Source organism: Frisingicoccus caecimuris (assembly GCF_004340975.1).
GTDB classification, from domain to species: Bacteria; Bacillota; Clostridia; order Lachnospirales; family Lachnospiraceae; genus Frisingicoccus; species Frisingicoccus caecimuris.
The window spans coordinates 38,499-55,592 of the sequence record NZ_SLXA01000005.1 but is presented as its reverse complement, the minus strand read 5'-3'; the positions used below and the strand labels follow the sequence as shown (position 1 = coordinate 55,592).

12 protein-coding genes and 1 riboswitch are annotated in these 17,094 nt (G+C 43.3%); of the genes, 1 reads left to right on the top strand and 11 read right to left on the bottom strand.

What is annotated here, in order from left to right; genetic code table 11:
- Nucleotides 1-27: 27 nt before the first annotated feature.
- The 10 genes from EV212_RS06835 to EV212_RS06790 form a co-directional block, all read right to left on the bottom strand.
- Nucleotides 28-4,407: a SpaA isopeptide-forming pilin-related protein gene (locus EV212_RS06835; RefSeq protein ID WP_132090820.1), complete on the bottom strand. Its 4,380-nt coding sequence runs from the start codon at nucleotides 4,405-4,407 to the stop codon at nucleotides 28-30.
- 365 nt (nucleotides 4,408-4,772) lie between these two features.
- Nucleotides 4,773-5,480: a transglycosylase domain-containing protein gene (locus EV212_RS06830; RefSeq protein ID WP_132090817.1), complete on the bottom strand. Its 708-nt coding sequence runs from the start codon at nucleotides 5,478-5,480 to the stop codon at nucleotides 4,773-4,775.
- A gap of 125 nt (nucleotides 5,481-5,605) precedes the next feature.
- Nucleotides 5,606-7,849 carry a formate C-acetyltransferase gene (gene pflB / locus EV212_RS06825; protein WP_132090814.1) on the bottom strand — a complete coding sequence of 748 codons (2,244 nt, stop codon included), beginning with the start codon at nucleotides 7,847-7,849 and terminating at the stop codon, nucleotides 5,606-5,608.
- A 24-nt stretch (nucleotides 7,850-7,873) separates the two neighbouring features.
- Nucleotides 7,874-8,599 carry a pyruvate formate-lyase-activating protein gene (gene pflA, locus EV212_RS06820; protein ID WP_330570479.1) on the bottom strand — a complete coding sequence of 242 codons (726 nt, stop codon included), beginning with the start codon at nucleotides 8,597-8,599 and terminating at the stop codon, nucleotides 7,874-7,876.
- Between the two features lie 45 nt (nucleotides 8,600-8,644).
- Nucleotides 8,645-8,727, bottom strand: a riboswitch (ZMP/ZTP riboswitch).
- A 42-nt stretch (nucleotides 8,728-8,769) separates the two neighbouring features.
- Nucleotides 8,770-9,786: a ketol-acid reductoisomerase gene (ilvC, locus tag EV212_RS06815; RefSeq protein ID WP_132090811.1), complete on the bottom strand. Its 1,017-nt coding sequence runs from the start codon at nucleotides 9,784-9,786 to the stop codon at nucleotides 8,770-8,772.
- Nucleotides 9,787-9,884: 98 nt separating this feature from the next.
- On the bottom strand, nucleotides 9,885-10,385 hold the full coding sequence (gene ilvN, locus EV212_RS06810) for an acetolactate synthase small subunit (RefSeq protein WP_132090808.1): 501 nt from the start codon (nucleotides 10,383-10,385) through the stop codon (nucleotides 9,885-9,887).
- A 79-nt stretch (nucleotides 10,386-10,464) separates the two neighbouring features.
- Nucleotides 10,465-11,754, bottom strand: a complete 1,290-nt coding sequence (eno, locus tag EV212_RS06805) for a phosphopyruvate hydratase (protein ID WP_456298270.1) — start codon at nucleotides 11,752-11,754, stop codon at nucleotides 10,465-10,467.
- A gap of 82 nt (nucleotides 11,755-11,836) precedes the next feature.
- Nucleotides 11,837-14,539, bottom strand: coding sequence for an InlB B-repeat-containing protein (locus tag EV212_RS06800; protein ID WP_132090805.1), 2,703 nt, complete (start codon nucleotides 14,537-14,539; stop codon nucleotides 11,837-11,839).
- Entirely contained in the window at nucleotides 14,536-15,237 is a 702-nt protein-coding gene (locus tag EV212_RS06795; protein WP_132090802.1) for an HAD family hydrolase, read from the bottom strand. The genes EV212_RS06800 and EV212_RS06795 overlap by 4 nt, the downstream gene beginning before the upstream one ends.
- Before the next feature lie 86 nt (nucleotides 15,238-15,323).
- Nucleotides 15,324-15,752, bottom strand: coding sequence for an RrF2 family transcriptional regulator (locus EV212_RS06790; protein ID WP_132090799.1), 429 nt, complete (start codon nucleotides 15,750-15,752; stop codon nucleotides 15,324-15,326).
- A gap of 353 nt (nucleotides 15,753-16,105) precedes the next feature.
- Between EV212_RS06790 and EV212_RS13945 the strand changes: the two genes are divergently transcribed.
- The gene (locus tag EV212_RS13945) at nucleotides 16,106-16,453 is read left to right on the top strand and encodes a YmaF family protein (RefSeq protein ID WP_132090794.1); all 348 of its coding nucleotides are present in this window, start codon (nucleotides 16,106-16,108) and stop codon (nucleotides 16,451-16,453) included.
- 52 nt (nucleotides 16,454-16,505) lie between these two features.
- Here EV212_RS13945 and EV212_RS06780 read toward each other — a convergent pair whose 3' ends face one another.
- The gene (locus EV212_RS06780) at nucleotides 16,506-17,078 is read right to left on the bottom strand and encodes an LptM family lipoprotein (protein ID WP_132090791.1); all 573 of its coding nucleotides are present in this window, start codon (nucleotides 17,076-17,078) and stop codon (nucleotides 16,506-16,508) included.
- Nucleotides 17,079-17,094 lie beyond the last annotated feature (16 nt).

Here is a 17,094-nt window from a genome sequence, read left to right as displayed (position 1 = left end):
TTGTGCAGGTAGGTACGGCAAAAAACATTACTTAAATTTTTTCTTTTTATACAATATTAAAACCATCAAGAATGCCGACATGAAGCATATTCCGACGAAGCCAGCCAAATTGTTTCGATCCCCTGTTTCTGGTGAATCAGGTACAAAATCCTCTGTTTCATCAACTTTATTTACGTCCGTTGTTTCTACTCCCGGCGGTACAATTTCGATACTCTGCTCAATATCATTCATATCTTCATGCATTGCAATTTTCTTGCCCTCATAAATTAACTTTTCAAACACGACTACTGTTTTTCCGCCCAGAAGAGAAGCATCAAAAGTAAAATCGATCTCAACCTCCCCATCCGGTTTTTCAGCAATAAATGTCCTTTCCGAAATTACCTCTTTACCATTCACGAGCAATGGTTTACCTGTAGATTTATCCATCAAAATACCCCTTACTGTATATTCGTGCCCCTGCATCAGATTCGTATAGAATACCTTATCTACGATGGCTGTATCTTCATCTGGAGATATGTTTTTATCACCATCTGCTTTATCTGAAGCCTGAGTCCATATTTCAATCAGTGTATTGGTTATCCTGATTTCACCAATTGCTTTTCCGTCAATCCGTCCATCCTCCGATACAACAAATTCACGAATCCTGTCGTCCGGTGTATACCCATAGCTACTTCCTGTCTCCTGTATACAATATGTCCCGGGCACCAGATACTCAAGCTCAATCCTACCATTTTCATCTGTTTCACGCAGTATCGCCTCTGTTATTCCAGAATCACTCGCTTCTTTATCTATTGTTTTTTTCCAAATCTTAAATTCTACTCCCGGAAGGACTTTTCCGGATTCAGCGTCTACTTTTACAATCCGTACTTTTACTGGTGAATTCGTCACATTGACTGACTTGACAACAACGGGTGTTGTCTGATTTTCATATTCCAATGTAACACTATATACTTCATCATTCAATACATAGCCTCCCGGTTGTTTTGTTTCCCTTACTTCATAGCTTCCCAGGTATAATTTTCCAGATTCGGCAGCCCCGTTCTTCGTTGTTACGTGGTCGGCCACATCCCCTTTTTTCAGTTGACGGGTTCCATCCGGCGTGATAATATCTTCAGCCGCTATCAGGTCAAATTCGGCACCGTCAACCAATTCGGATGTCATCGAATCTCTTTTTTCCAAACGAATCTTTCCCATCACTGGCTCATCGTAATATTCAACAACCAATGGTTTCTCCCATGTTGTACCATCAGTGACCTTAAATTCCAATAATTCCCCTATCAAATATCCATTTGGCGCATGAATTTCTTCCAGAAAATATGTCCCCAATTTTAACTTCTCCGGGAAAGTGAACTGACCTTTTTCATCTGTTTTAAAGGTCTCGGAGATGATTTTATCCGGATAATACGTCGTCATCGTTATTGGATTTTTGTTCGCATCCAGAAGACGGAATTCTGTGTCTGCGACTGGAATCCTATTACCGGTATTCTTATCTTTTTTGATTACAAGCACCGGGCTGACGATCAGCTTATCTTCTTTATAAATTCCTTTTAAAACAACACCTTCTTCGCATATTGTTACTTCAAAGGGTTCTATCGGTTTCACATCAACTGGATATTTCGTTTCTGTGACAATATATGTGTCAAATACTAAACTTCCACGCGGCTGGTCTGAAGACGCTGTTGTTGCAAATCCGTCCTTATCCGTCACAATCTTTTTTACAACTTTCCCGGTTGTTTTTGATGTAAAAGAAAATTCGACACCTCTGATTCCCTGAAGTGTGTCATTCTCATTGTCAATATTCTCATAAAATTTGATGATTTCCACATCCCCCCGGATGATATCTTCACCACTGATGACTCTATATTTAAATACTCTCGTTATTGTATCCTTTGGTTTCGAACCGGCTACCGTATATACATTTTCATCCACCAGATAACCTCCCGATGCGGCTGTTTCCCTGAGTTTATAAACATCTAACGGCAGCTCTTTTGAAATAGCATGTCCAGCACTGTCTGTCACCAACATATCGACTACTTTATCATTAGAATCCAGAATTTCATAAGATGCCCCGACAAGCGCCCCTGCCCCCTGGGCCGTTCCACTGTTTGTCTCACTGTCCTTTTTATCCAGCTCAATCTGAATTTTTTGCGGTGTCTCAGAAATTATAGGATAATTGTAGGTTGATGTCGTTGATGAATCTCCCGGAATTATTTTTCTTACAAATATTTCATTGTTTATCAAATAGCCCTCCGGAGCCTGCTTCTCCTGAATAGTCACTGTCCCGCAAGGCAGCGCCGCATTTCCCGAAAAATCATAGTAGAAATCATCACCTGATATTTTGTAATCATCTTGAAGTTTGCAAAAGCCATCGTCATCAGTTCTCAATATCCACTTTCTCTCAGGTATGTATCCGGATGCCGCCGGATCACTATCCATCTGTACATTATAAAATTTCACTTCAAACTCCGCTTTTTCTAAAGACTTACTCCCTGAAGGTTGATTCGAACCGGTTTCTGCATCTACCTTACTCAAAACAATATCTATTGCTTCCGTCTTTGGCACATCCAGAACGTCTGATACAGTTTTCTGTCCCGAAATAATTTTTACGTTATATGAAGATGTATTCACATAATAACCCTTTGGTGCCGAAATTTCTTTAAGAACATACGTTCCAACAGGAATATCTGTCAATTGTCCCCATCCATCAGCATTTGTGGTAATCCGGCCAATTTCCTGATCTGCAGCATCATACACTCCATAAATAGCTCCGTCTAAAGAGTAGCCATTGTTTTTATCTGTCATTTCTGGATTTGCAGATTTTTTAATAATCTCCAGCTCACCCATTCCTTCCGTTATGACTCGCACATAAGAGTAAACCTGATTCGTTATTTCTGTATATGTTGTCAAATCCTGGCTCCCGTTCTCCCCATCCCAGGTCACGACCGCATTGGCACCGCCATTATTTTCATATACCGCTTCGGCCGTCACACCATCCGAATAAAGATGATCCGTCCAGACGATAAGGGTGTTTCCATCCTTCTCAAAATGAATCCCTTCGTATATATAATTATATTGATCCAGTACACCATTTGTATCTGTGACTGTTGCCTCATATCTGTTGTTTCCTGAATTCCATGTTAACAAAATCGTCGGCGGGTCACTTTCATCACTGCCTGAAAAAGACGGAATAGTCTCGGCCTTTAAAATGGCTTCTTTCAATTGCTGATAATAAACAGCAGCGTGGTCCGGCTCATATGTATTCTGTATAATCTGATGGATAGCCGCCTCTCCTGCATCCGTTCCGAATTTTCCCTGGCTGCATGCCCAGACAACGGCCTGGGTGACTGCATATTCGGTACGGGCCATCGAACTCTCATACTGACTTTCATCGTAAGAGGCTCCCTTCTGCTTCCAACCATAAGCCAGTGCATATCCCATATATTTTTGCTGCTGTTGAGGAATGACCATCTCCGTTGCATGACTGCCCGCCGGTATCGACACGCCGTATTGTACACAATAGGCTGTACGGGTATACTCTGAATAATCAGCTCCTGTCTGAATAATATGAGAAAAGTGGGTCACCGGATTCGGTCCAAATTCAGAAATAAGAATCCGGTTCACAAACACCTCAAACATGGCCCAACTTTGGCCAACTTCGCCTAAATTTAAAGTCATAATACACTCATTTGCCTCAATGGCATTTTCCATTTCCCCGGACAGCTGTAACGCCTGTGCCCGTTCTTTCTCTGACAAAATACCATCCTGAGATGCATCTGTTTCTGATTCGAGGCTGGTTTCTATATCTGGCTCTTCCTCTGTTTGGGATTCAACTTCGGTTTCTGTTATTAATTCTGTCTCGGTTTCCGGTACAATCTCTTCCTTTGTCTCCTTTTGAATCTCAACAAAATTAACCTGTATTTTCAGATTGGATGAAACCTTCATTGTCTTTTCAAACATATTTGAACTATTTAATATATCCTTATCCTCTATTTTTTCAATTATTTCCTCATCGTTTCTGAATTCGACAATGTCTATTTCGTATCCGTCAGCCGGTACTGCCTGCAATACCAACTGGGCCTGTTCATTACATTCAAATGAAACTGCTTCCTCTGCACTTGGTATTTCATAAGCATTACCGAAGTTGTCCCTTATCGTCACTTTGCCCTGACCATGATACATTTCAGATATCACGTAGTGAACGGGTTCCAAAGGAATTCCCGATTCAGATTCACCAGCAGATTCTGCTCCTGTTTCCGCTTCCTGAATGCTCTCCGAATCATCTATCGTCTCTGCAATACTTTCTGATTGAAATTCTCCGGCATTCACATACGCTGTCAGTGACTGTAAAATACCCACGGCCAATAAAATGCCAGACATGAATCCGGCAACATGCTTTCGTCCTTGCATGATCATTCTCTCCTTTTCTGTCAAATAATATGTTTCTAAGGCTCTTTTGCTTTTGATTTTTCATTTATTCCGGATGCATCGCTTTGAATAAAGCATTTGAAAATCAGAACTGTGCTCTGTCCTGTAAAAAGTATACCTGTCCGGGCATACCATGATACATGCAGATTTCTTTCGGTCAGCCAGAATGGCTTTCCGGATATGTTTATTTTATATTATGTGTATTTAAATTTCAATCATCGTCCGTCGACCGTTTTCGTCAAATAAACAGAACGGAATCAACATAATCATTGATTCCGCCCACTTTTTTATATCAACATCTTATTTCTTCGCTTTTGGATTATCCTGTCAAAAAGTTTTCCAGGCAATCATTCGCTGCCATAAGCTTCTACCATAACTTCACTATTTTTCATAAGGCTCAGTACCTGTTGCTGGCGTTTTCTGGCCATGTCCATACTGACGGTCGGCGCATAAACCGACGGAGCATTTGGTACACCGACAAGCAGGGTACATTCATCATCGGTCATGTTCTCCGGCTCTTTTCCAAAATAGCCCAGGCTGGCTTCTCTCAGAGAATAATACCCATCGCCGTAATAAATACTGTTAATGTAAGCTTCCAGTATTTCATCCTTACTGTATTCTCTCTCAATTTTTAAAGCCATAAACATTTCTGCTGCTTTTCTGCTCAGGGTCTTTTCCTGGGTAAAATACATGTTTTTTGCCAACTGCTGCGTAATGGTACTGCCGCCCTCCACAAAGTCCATAGCCTTAAGATCATGGACAAGAGCTCTGCCCGTGGCAATCACATCCACTCCCGGATGTTCATAAAATCTGTGGTCTTCAACGGTAATCAATGCTTCTTTATAAATATCTGGAACCTGCTCTAGCGAAACATAAGATGGTTTTTGCACAATTTCCTCCATGGCCTGAGCCAGAGGTTTTTTTTCCAGTGCATCTCTATAATCAACATAACCTTGAAACAATAAAACTGAAAATCCCAGAAGGCCAATGCCCATCATCAACTTCAGTAATTTACAAAAAAACACCAATTTTATACTTTTCCAAATTATCCTCATGGCCGCTGCCTCCTCTGTTTTATCTTTAATACAAGTATAAAACTCTGGAAATTTTGCTGCCATCGATTCGCCTTACAAAAAAAGAGGCAATCTTACAAGATTGTAAGACTGCCTTAATTAATGGATTACATACTTTCGTGGAAAGTCCGTTTGATGACCTCCTGCTGCTGTTCCCGACTAAGACGGTTAAAGTTTACCGCATAACCGGACACTCGAATGGTCAGCGTCGGATATTTTTCCGGATGCTCCATAGCATCCACCAAAATCTCCCGGTTCATTACATTGACGTTCAGATGATGAGCCCCCTGAACAAAATAGCCGTCAAGAATCGACACAAGATTATTTACTCGTTCATCTTTTGTCCTTCCAAGAGCCTTCGGCACAATAGAGAATGTATTGGAAACACCGTCCTGACACACAGCCCGATATGGTATCTTGGCTACTGAATTCAACGATGCCAGCGCACCATTCATATCCCTTCCGTGCATCGGATTAGCTCCCGGTGCAAAAGGTTCTCCGGATTTACGGCCATCCGGTGTAGCCCCGGTTTTCTTTCCATACATGACATTACTTGTAATAGTCAATGCAGAAAGGGTATGGATGCCATTCCGGTACAACGGATGTTTCTTCAACTCTGCTGAAAAATAGGATACAATCTCCACTGCGATATCATCCACCCGGTCATCATCATTACCATATTTCGGGAAGTCTCCTTCCACTTCAAAATCAATGGCAATGCCCTGTTCATTTCGAATCGGACGCACTTTTGCAAATTTAATAGCAGACAGGGAATCTGCCGCAATGGAAAGTCCGGCAATCCCAAAAGCTGCGATTCGCTCAACCAGTGTATCGTGCAACGCCATCTGACTGGACTCATAAGCATATTTATCATGCATATAGTGGATGATATTGATCGTATCCACATAAAGTTCAGCCACATAAGCCAGCACCTTTTTGTAATTCGTTAAGACCTTAGAGTATTCCAGTTCCTCATCCATATCATGTTCAATATTCGGAATGACATGGGTTCCCTTTTTCTCATCCACACCGCCGTTGATTGCCAACAGCAGGCTCTTTGCCAGATTCGCCCGTGCTCCGAACAACTGCATCTGTTTTCCGACAGCCATAGCGGAAACACAACAGGAAATGCAGTAATCGTCGCCGTACATCGGCCGCATCAGATCATCATTTTCATACTGGATGGAATCGGTGCCGATACTCATTTTTGCACAATAATCTTTAAATGCCTGAGGGAGATTCTGACTCCAGAGTACCGTCATGTTTGGTTCCGGCGCAGTTCCGAGATTTGTCAGGCTGTGCAGATAACGGAAGGTATTTTTGGTTACAAGGGTACGTCCGTCAATGCCCATACCTCCCAGAGCTTCCGTCACCCATGTCGGATCGCCGCCGAAAAGTTCGTTGTATTCTGGTGTACGGAGATGACGGGCCAGACGCAGTTTAATAATAAACTGATCGATCAGCTCCTGAGCCCCCTGCTCGTCAATAAGGCCATTTTCAATATCTCTCTGAATATAAATATCCAGGAAAGTCGCCGTACGACCCAGAGAAATAGCCGCACCGTTATTTTCTTTAATGCCAGCCAAATATGCCATATAAAGGTTCTGTACCGCCTCTCTTGCATTTTCCGCAGGACGGGAAATATCACAATCATATTTGGCTGCCATACTCCGCATTTCTTCCAACGCCCGAATCTGCATCTGAACCTCTTCCCGCAGGCGGATACGCTCATCAGTCATCGGTCCGTCAATCATAATTAAATCTTTTTTCTTTTCCTCAATAAGAAAATCCGTACCATAAAGCGGCACCCGACGATAATCGCCCACGATACGTCCCCGTCCGTAAGCGTCCGGAAGGCCAGTCAAAAGTCCGGCGTGTCTTGCCAGACGGGTCCGTTCCGGATAAGCGTCAAAAACGCCGTCATTGTGGGTTCTGCGGTAAAGTCGGAAATGATGTTCAATTTCCGGATTTAATTTATAGCCATACTGTTCCAGAGCCGAAGTCGCCATACGCATACCGCCGAAAAGATTAACGATCCGTTTCAGCGGCGCATCGGTCTGCAGTCCTACAATAACTTCATTTTCTTTATCAATATATCCCGGTGCAAAATTATCAATGCCGGAAACCACATTCGTTTCCACATCGATAATACCTTTTTTTAATTCTTCAACGATCAGGTCACTGGCCTTTGACCACACCTTCTCCGTTCGTTCTGAAATTGGCGCAAGAAATCCTTCGTCGCCTTCATATGGTGTATAATTTTTCTGAATGAAATTACGTACATTCACCAGATGACGCCATTCGCCCGTCTTAAAACCTTTCCATGCCGTGCAGTTCACATCAATACTCATTTTTTTCGCTCCTCTTCTTAAAGATTAGTTCAGATGATTATTAATAAATGTCTGCCAGTCTGAGAGTTTCTGAGGGTCCATCGGTTCTACGCCCTCTAATGGATAAGGAATTCCAAGTGTTTTATATTTATGAACGCCAAGTACATGATAGGGAAGCAGCTCTGCCCGCTCCACATATTTTAACGTCCCAATATAGTTTTTCAGCCCTTCCAGGTGTTCGTCCCCATCAGTAAGTCCCGGAACGACCACATGGCGAATCCAGAGAGGAATGTGCATCCTCTGAGCTGTCTCCAAAAATGCAAGCGATTCATCCGGCGTCTGCCCGGTCACCTGCTGATATCCCCTACGGGTATAATGTTTAATATCCAGAAGAACCAAATCCGTATACTTGAGTATATCCTCATAATCTCCCATGCCACATCCCGCCGTATCCAGACAGGTATGTATACCGGCTGCTTTACACAGTTGCAGAGCCTCTGTAAGAAAATCCTTTTGAAGCAACGGCTCTCCGCCGGAAAAAGTCACGCCGCCCTTATCTCCATAATAGGGTTTAAAACGAGACAACCTCTTTACGAGAGTTTCCGCCGACATTTCCTGAATATTTTTTCCTGTCATGGACCATGTGTCCGGATTGTGGCAATACTGACATCGAAGACGGCAGCCTTGTAAAAAAACAACGGAACGAACTCCCGGTCCATCGACCAGCGCCATGGATTCAATTGAATGAATTCGTCCGAGTGTCATTGTCATTTTCTCCCTCCTCAACATTCGTACATTAAAACAGCCGACTGCCCGGGCTGTTGCCCAGACGGTCGGCTTAATATACAAACATACTTCATGTGGTTCTTCCACTAAATCCGTCAGTCATATGTTATGATACAGATTCTACCGTGATGATGTATTTTTGTCAAGTATCAAAATTAATTATCGATTAATTTTCCTTCGCCATTCCAGCTGTAAAGTTTACGGATCTCTTCTCCGATAACCTCAGATGGATGAGCTGCTGCTTTTGCACGCATCGCTTTGAAGTGAACCTGACGTCCTGCCGGAGACATATCTAACAGGAAGTCTTTTGCAAATGTACCATCCTGGATATCTGCAAGAATCTTCTTCATTGCTTTCTTTGTATCTTCTGTAACGATCTTAGGACCTGTGATGTAATCGCCATATTCTGCTGTATTGGAGATGGAATATCTCATTCCGGCAAAACCGCTCTGATAGATCAGGTCAACGATCAGTTTCATTTCATGGATACATTCGAAATAAGCATTTCTTGGGTCATAGCCGGCTTCAACTAATGTTTCGAAACCAGCCTGCATTAATGCACAGACACCACCGCAGAGAACAGCCTGTTCACCAAAGAGGTCTGTTTCTGTTTCTGTCTTAAAGGTTGTTTCAAGAACGCCGGCTCTTGCGCCGCCGATACCCAGAGAGTAAGCCAAAGCCATCTCCTGAGCTTTTCCGGTATAATCCTGATATACAGCAACAAGACAAGGGGTTCCTTTGCCTTCCTGGAACTCGCTTCTTACGGTATGGCCCGGAGCCTTTGGAGCGATCATGGTAACGTCTACATATTTTGGAGGTACGATACATCCGTAATGAATATTGAAACCATGCGCAAACATTAACATATTTCCTTCTTCAAGATTTGGCTCGATATCTCTCTTATACATATCTGCCTGTAATTCATCATTGATAAGAATCATGATGATATCTGCCTGTTTTGCAGCTTCTGCTGCTGTAAACACTTCAAATCCCTGAGCTTCTGCTTTTGCCCATGATTTACTTCCTTCATAAAGTCCGATGATAACATGACAACCTGACTCTTTTAAGTTTAAAGCATGTGCATGTCCCTGGCTGCCGTAACCGATAATCGCAATTGTCTTTCCCTCTAAGAGAGAGAGGTTACAGTCTTCCTGATAAAAAATCTTAGCCATTTTAACTTCCTCCTACTGTTAATCTTTTAAAATATGTATCTTCTAATAATACAGAGCTGTACACCTTTTCGTGCATCAGACGGAATATTATTATGGAGCTATAAATACTTTACGTCATCCATACCTCTGGACAAACCGGTCACACCGGTCCGGGCCAGTTCGAGAACTTCATAATCACTGACCAAACGGATAAACGCATCCAATTTTGATTGATTTCCTGTCAGTTCAATAATCATAGAATCAATACCCACATCCACGACCTTCGCCCGAAAAATATCAACCACTGACAGAATGGCCTGACGGTCCTCCGCATTCGCCCGAATCTTGATCATGATCAATTCACGGCAAACGGAAACGCCCTCCTTAAGTGTCTTAACATCAAGTACATCCACCATCTTGCGCATCTGTTTCTCAATCTGTTCAAAAATCAAATCATCCCCGTCAACAACAACGGTAATCCGGGTAAATCTCGGATCCATCGTCACACCGGCGGAAATACTGTGAATATTGTATCCTCTGCGGGTAAAAAGTCCTGATACACGGCTTAAAACACTGGAAGTATTATCCACCAACAGTGAAAAAACTCTCTTTTGTTCCATACCTGCACCTTCCCTTATGATTTAAAACCGGACACTTCGCCGGAGCAAAGTGTCCGCTTGTCTACTTATTATAGTGACTTCATCTAATTTTGTCAATAAAAGGATTTTCAAATCTTGCGCCTTTTAAAAGCTCCTCCTCAATTCGAAGGAGCTGATTATATTTCGCCAGACGATCTGTCCGGGACAGGGAACCGGTTTTAATCTGGCCGCAATTTAACCCGACAGCCAGATCCGCAATGGTCGTATCCTCACTTTCACCGGAACGATGCGACATAATAGCACCATAACCGGCATTTCCGGCCATCTGTACTGCCTGAATCGTTTCTGTCAGCGTACCAATCTGATTCGGTTTAATAAGGATCGCATTCGCCGCCTTCTGACCAATTCCTTCCTGAAGCCGGCGGGTATTGGTCACAAAGAAATCATCACCCACTAACTGGGTTTTCTGCCCCAGACGGGCCGTAAGATTTTTCCAGCCCTCCCAGTCATCCTGATCACAACCATCCTCAATCGACACGATCGGATATTTGCTGACGAGCATTTCATAATATTCACTAATTCCCTGACTGTCAAAGATTTTATTATTTTCTCCATAAAGAATATAATTTCCATCTTTATAAAACTCGCTGCTGGCCACATCCAAAGCCAGACATACATCTTTTCCCGGTTCATATCCGGCTTTTTCAATGGCTTCCATGATCACTTTAAGCCCATCTTCATTACTGGCCAGGTCCGGCGCGAATCCTCCCTCATCACCCACGGCTGTATTTAAACCCATACCGCTCAGAACACCTTTTAATGCATGAAATACCTCACTTCCTATTCGAAGCGCATCGGCAAAACATTTTGCTCCCGTCGGTACGATCATAAACTCCTGGAAATCAATACCGTTATCCGCATGGGCACCGCCATTTAGAATATTCATCATCGGCATAGGCAGCAGTGTTCCCGCCACACCGCCAATATAGCGATACAGCGGCAAATGATAAAATGCCGCACCAGCTCTTGCACAGGCCAAAGACACGCCGAGAATCGCATTGGCTCCCAGATTTTTTTTTGCCTCTGTTCCGTCAAGTTCTAAAAGCTTTTCATCAATCTCCTGCTGCTTTGTCACATCCATTCCACGAAGTGCCTTGGCAATATTTTCATTGACATGTTTGACTGCCTTTTTTACCCCTTTACCACCATAGCGCTTTTTATCCCCATCCCGCAGTTCCAGAGCCTCATAAATCCCGGTGGATGCTCCGGAAGGCACGATAGCCCGTCCGCTGATACCATGACGCAGAATGACTTCTACTTCTACTGTCGGATTGCCTCTTGAATCCAGCACTTCTCTGCCTTTAATTTCCTGAATTTCCTTCATCATCATAAAAAACCTCCTGTTTTTGCTTAGTATGCGCCAACAGAAGGTTTCATATACAAAATTTCAGTATGTAAATAATATCGCCTTTTTAGTGCTTCCGATGACTCAGCCACTGATAAGCCACGTAAGCAATAATACAGATCACGCCGACCACTGCCAATATCACCATAGGCCATGCACTGCCCATCCCTGGCCTGGATGATGTTTCTGTTTCCTCCGGTGCACTTTCCGGTTCGGGCAATTTTTTCCACTGGGCATAAAGTTCAATGTTTTCTTCCGGCATGTTGAACTTTAACCCTGCATCGTAGCTCTGTCCGCTGCCGTCCATCTTCGTATTCCAGCCGATAAACTCATAACCTTCCCGTTTTACCTTGTTTTCACCGAGAATCGTCACCATATCGCCCGTTTCATATTCATTGGTATCTTCCGGCAGATTTTCGACTTTGTTTGCATTGGCACGATAAGTCACCTGATATAACGGAATCCAGCGGCTGTAAAAGGAGATTCCCTGTTCTTTCATCGGTGTATCTGTTTTTGTCGCCGTTTTGATATCCTTTGTTCCAAACAATTCCTCTCCGTTCTGATACAGAGCGTCCTCACTTGACGTCAATGCCCATCCTGCAAAACGATAATGTTCAATGGCCATACTTCCCTGATCTTTGACCTTAACAATCGCACCTTCCTCGTATTTCTCCGTATCCTGAGGCAAAACGCCTGTCAGAATCGTATCCTTTGGAACAGATGCAATATAATTTACCGCATATTTGTCGGTACCGACAGCCCGCCACTGAGCATAAAATGTGATATCCGCATCCGATACCTTCACTTTGTCTCCTGTTTTTAAACGCGTTCCTGAGCCATCCTGATTGACAGACCATCCGTCAAATACATATCGTGTCCCGTCTGAGTCAACTTTTTCGAGGTTTCCCTGAGCTTCGACCGTAACTTCATCCCCCGAATAATATAAATTACTTCCTTCTTTGACCGTTCCTCCGATATCTGCAGGGAGGCTGCCGCCGCTGTTTGTATTGCCGTCATAAGTGACCGAATACACCCGAATCCAACGTCCGTATAAGGTCAGCCCTCCGTCGGTCATCGCCACCTGAGTTTCCACAGGAATTCCATGAATGGACACATCGGAATAAATCTTTTCACCCGCTTTATAGACACCGTCGCCCGCATCCAGAGCCCATCCGACAAACTGCCAGCCATCCGCTGTCATGCCATTTCCTCCCTGAACAGAAACCATGGTCCCCGGCCGATATCGATTCAGATCATAAGGTGGATTACCCACCAGACCGGAACCGCCCGGCAGATTCATGGCATAACTGACGCTATATAAACTTTCCTGATAATTATAAATGATTTTAAAAGGATTCACACCAAGAGGATTTTCCGGATTCTGTCCCTGATACCGAATAATCTCCCAACTATACTGATTATCCACAATTTCACCAATATGGAAGTCCACCCCGGCGCTGCTTCCAGTTCTGGCATTCGGCATCGAATTGTCCTTCCGTTTATCTGTCATCTCTGCAAAATCTTCTTCCGGATTTTCCGGAACCAGCGTATACCATCCGGCCGCAAGCCCATCAATTTTTAAATGCTTTTCTGCCCGGTCGCCATTTGCATCAAAGGTCAGCGAATATTCCGTAAACGGCGTGTCATCATTGATCATTTGATTCGGTTCATCAAACCGATACAGTTTAAACCGAAATGTATGAGCCACTGAATTGTTATATGGAAGCTGTTCAAGGCAAACCGCCGCATCAATACATCCGCTCACCATCTCAGTCTTAAAAGACGCCTCGTCCATCGGCGCATCCTCCGATACCGGAACTTCATGGCCATTACTGGCTTGTCTGGCTTCTTCCGTGGAAGCTTCTCCATTATAATATATTTTAAGCTTATACTCTTTTGCTTCTGTCAGTGTTCGTACTTCACTCTCCGGCAAATGGTATGGCGCCCTGGTAATCATATCTCCAATCGGCTCTTCCATACCATTAACCACCCGATACCACTGGACTTTGAGAGGCAAATCCCTCAGATTTCCATAAACACATTCCAGTTTCACAACCGCTTTATTTAAAAAGTCCGGATGATTTAAATCAATCCCCTCCATAACCGGAAATATCACATCCGAAGCATCGACCTCCGCAGCCACATTCACTTTGAAAGAGTGAGTCTCAAAAGATATATCCGCCATTCCCGAATCCGAATCCAGATAAACGCCTGACATACCATCCAGACCGATCGTCTGATTATTACCACCCACAAAATCACTGTCCGCCTGGACATAAATATTGTGTCTGCTCCATTCCCTCAGGTCGGTATCCTCCCACAGGATAAACCATCCATTAATATCACGACAAACCTCTCCGCCTTTAAAGGTTTCAGTTACATTGCCATCGGCATCAATATATGTACCCTCCGACAAAATATTGCCCTTGCTGTCGGTTATATGGAAATTCTTTCCTGAATATATCCGGATATCTCCGTTTTTGGAATCCTCAGAATCAACTTTACATTTGATCTTGTAAATTCGACGTTTCCAATTTTCCACTTCAACATCATACAATGAACACAACACTCCGTCCGACGGCTTTGCCAGAGTTTCGTTTTTTCCAGAGGTTTCATCGACTACCATAGTGTTCGTCACACCACTTGCTTCCATAGTCGTCCTGCTCTCCGGCTCACTGCCCGTCTCATCAGCGTAGACTGCCATACCTGCGAAGAGCAGGCAAGCCCCCAAACATACTAATCCCCTTTGCAAAATCCCTTTTATCTTCATCCTAATACCTCCCCGGCAGCCTCTCCTGTCAGCATTTCAGTTAATTCACAAACGGACGATACTACCACATCTGCACCAGCCCCTGTCAGTTCTTCTCTGCTGCCATATCCAAACAATACACCGATGGAGGCCAGCCCATTCTTCCTGGCGCCAATTACATCATGCTCCCGGTCACCGATCATCACCATTTCTTCCAACGTATACCTCGCTCTTTCTCCCAGAAGCTGAATCGCCCAGGCGATAACCTCTCCTTTATCGGTCCGTTCTCCATTCAACATGCTTCCTGAAACAAAATCAAAATAGTCATCAAGTCCAAAATGTTCTAAAATCTGCTTCGCATAAATTTCAGGTTTTGATGTGGCAAGGCCGATGACCTTTCCCTGTACTTTCAACGCATCCAAAAGCTGTTGAATCCCATCATAAATCTCGTTTTCAAAAATACCTCTGTCCTGGAAATACTCCCTGTACAAAGCTACGGCCCGCTCTGCCTTATTTTGATCAAATCCATAATATTTCTCAAAAGACTGCATTAAGGGCGGTCCGATAAATTTGTAAAGTTCACTTTTATCCGATACAGTGATTCCATATTTTTCGAGGGCATACATCACTGAGTTTGTGATTCCAACTCCCGGATCCGTCAAAGTACCGTCCAGGTCAAATAGAATTATCTTTTTCTTATTCCATTCTATTAACGACATAAAAATATCACCTTTCCAAATAATACCTACAGTATACCATGATTTCCGTAAAATATCATTGAAAAGGTGATTTTGTTCATAAATTCTTAAATTGAAAAATTATTTTCCTGGGCTCTCTGAATCAGATCCTCCAACGTCACACCATCCACGTAATCATTGATCACATCTGCCAGCCCCTTCCAAAACCCCAGTGTCAAACATTCCGCGGCCCTTGGACATTGATTAATATCATCCTCCAAACAGGCAATCGGTGCCAGACTTCCTTCAGCCGTCCGAAGAATATCCCCGACCGTATAAGCAGACGGCGCTTTTGCCAGGCGATAACCGCCTCCGGCTCCCCGGACGCTCCGAACATATCCCGCTTTGCTCAAAAGATTCATCACCTGCTCCAGATACTTAATCGTAATTTCCTGACGACTGGATATATCCTTTAATGGAATCAAAGTTCCTTCATCGTGCATTGCCAAATCCAACATTGTACGCAATGCATAACGCCCCTTTGTTGAAATTTTCATGATACGCCCCTCTTTATTTCCACTATTTTACAATATTGTACTATATTTTAATTTTTGCCGTCAAGAGCAAACCTCCAATTCCTGCTCATACCCCTTCGGGCATGCCCCATTGGTAAAATGTATGATACTTTTACATAGAACCGGGCGCCAATTTTTTTATCGTCCATAACTTCCTGGGATGCATTCGACAAAGAAGAATTTGAACTGACCCATGTCGAAACATGCATGGGGCCTGTGACCAAAGACTATATCTTTTCTTTTGAGCGGGAGGATTAATTTGTTTCCTTTTTCGAATTTTTGCATAAACTGGTAATGTAACCAGACAAAATTAAATCTCGAAAGGAATTTGTATCATGGAAGAAAATGTTAATCGCAGACCCTGCCCACCAAAACAGCATAATCACGAAGTTTTAGGAAGTGTCCGCATCTCCGGCTGCTGTGATCATGCGCATAACCATAGATTTGCAACTGTTTCAGGCGACGCCATTCCTTGTGATGGCAGTCATGTCCATGAAATTAAATTTACTACGGATTCCTGCAATGGCCATGACCATGAATTTTGCGGCACTTCCGGCCCGGCCATCGAAGTAGGATGTGGACGCCACGTCCATTTCATCAAAGGAACGACAACTCGCGAAGAAGGACACAAACACGACTTCATCGCCGCAACTCTGATTGAAAATCCGATATGTGAAGACTAAACATCTTATATCACTTAACAAAAGAAGGGCGTCCATACGGACGCCCTGACCATTACATATCCACTCTGACTTCTGCCACATCCCCTGTAACCCTGGTAAATATTACATCAAAATACTCTGAATCCCTCTCCAAAACATAAGGTATGCTTCCGCTTGCTTTTTCTCCTGGTTTCACAGTTTCTGCCTTACTGACATCATCGAAATACCACAAAAAAGGACTCAATACTCCTTTTTTACTATCCAGAATTTTGAACAAATCACTTTCAACTTTCACACCCTCAGAAAGAATGGATGAAAAATTAATATTTTCAACCTCATAATTCAGAAGTATCACTGACTTTTTTTGATTGTTGTATTTTCTCTCCCACCAGTCTGTTTTTTCAATACCTGTAATCGTAATAAGATAGCTTCCATACTTGGCATCAACCTGAAATGATTCGCCAACAGCAACTAATTTAAGGCCGTTTGGTCCCATCTCTTCACTTTCTTCATCAACAGCCCCAGAGGCTTCCGCATCGGTCCGGGTCTCCGTTTCCGGTATCTTTGTCTCTTTTTTCTCATTGCTACAGCCAGCCACCGTCAAACACATGGCACATACCAGCAGCAGACTTAATATCTTTTTCATTCTTCTTTTCCTCCTG

Bases quoted from the DNA above. Each gene is read 5' to 3' on its own strand.
- pflB (WP_132090814.1), bottom strand. From the start codon at position 7,849: ATGAGTATTGATGTGAACTGCACGGCATGGAAAGGTTTTAAGACGGGC.
- EV212_RS06780 (WP_132090791.1), bottom strand. From the start codon at position 17,078: ATGAAAAAGATATTAAGTCTGCTGCTGGTATGTGCCATGTGTTTGACG.
- EV212_RS06830 (WP_132090817.1), bottom strand. From the start codon at position 5,480: ATGAGGATAATTTGGAAAAGTATAAAATTGGTGTTTTTTTGTAAATTA.
- pflA (WP_330570479.1), bottom strand. From the start codon at position 8,599: ATGACAATGACACTCGGACGAATTCATTCAATTGAATCCATGGCGCTG.
- ilvC (WP_132090811.1), bottom strand. From the start codon at position 9,786: ATGGCTAAGATTTTTTATCAGGAAGACTGTAACCTCTCTCTCTTAGAG.
- eno (WP_456298270.1), bottom strand. From the start codon at position 11,754: ATGATGATGAAGGAAATTCAGGAAATTAAAGGCAGAGAAGTGCTGGAT.
- EV212_RS06790 (WP_132090799.1), bottom strand. From the start codon at position 15,752: ATGAAAATTTCAACAAAGGGGCGTTATGCATTGCGTACAATGTTGGAT.
- EV212_RS06795 (WP_132090802.1), bottom strand. From the start codon at position 15,237: ATGTCGTTAATAGAATGGAATAAGAAAAAGATAATTCTATTTGACCTG.
- EV212_RS06800 (WP_132090805.1), bottom strand. From the start codon at position 14,539: ATGAAGATAAAAGGGATTTTGCAAAGGGGATTAGTATGTTTGGGGGCT.
- EV212_RS06835 (WP_132090820.1), bottom strand. From the start codon at position 4,407: ATGCAAGGACGAAAGCATGTTGCCGGATTCATGTCTGGCATTTTATTG.
- ilvN (WP_132090808.1), bottom strand. From the start codon at position 10,385: ATGGAACAAAAGAGAGTTTTTTCACTGTTGGTGGATAATACTTCCAGT.
- EV212_RS13945 (WP_132090794.1), top strand. From the start codon at position 16,106: ATGGAAGAAAATGTTAATCGCAGACCCTGCCCACCAAAACAGCATAAT.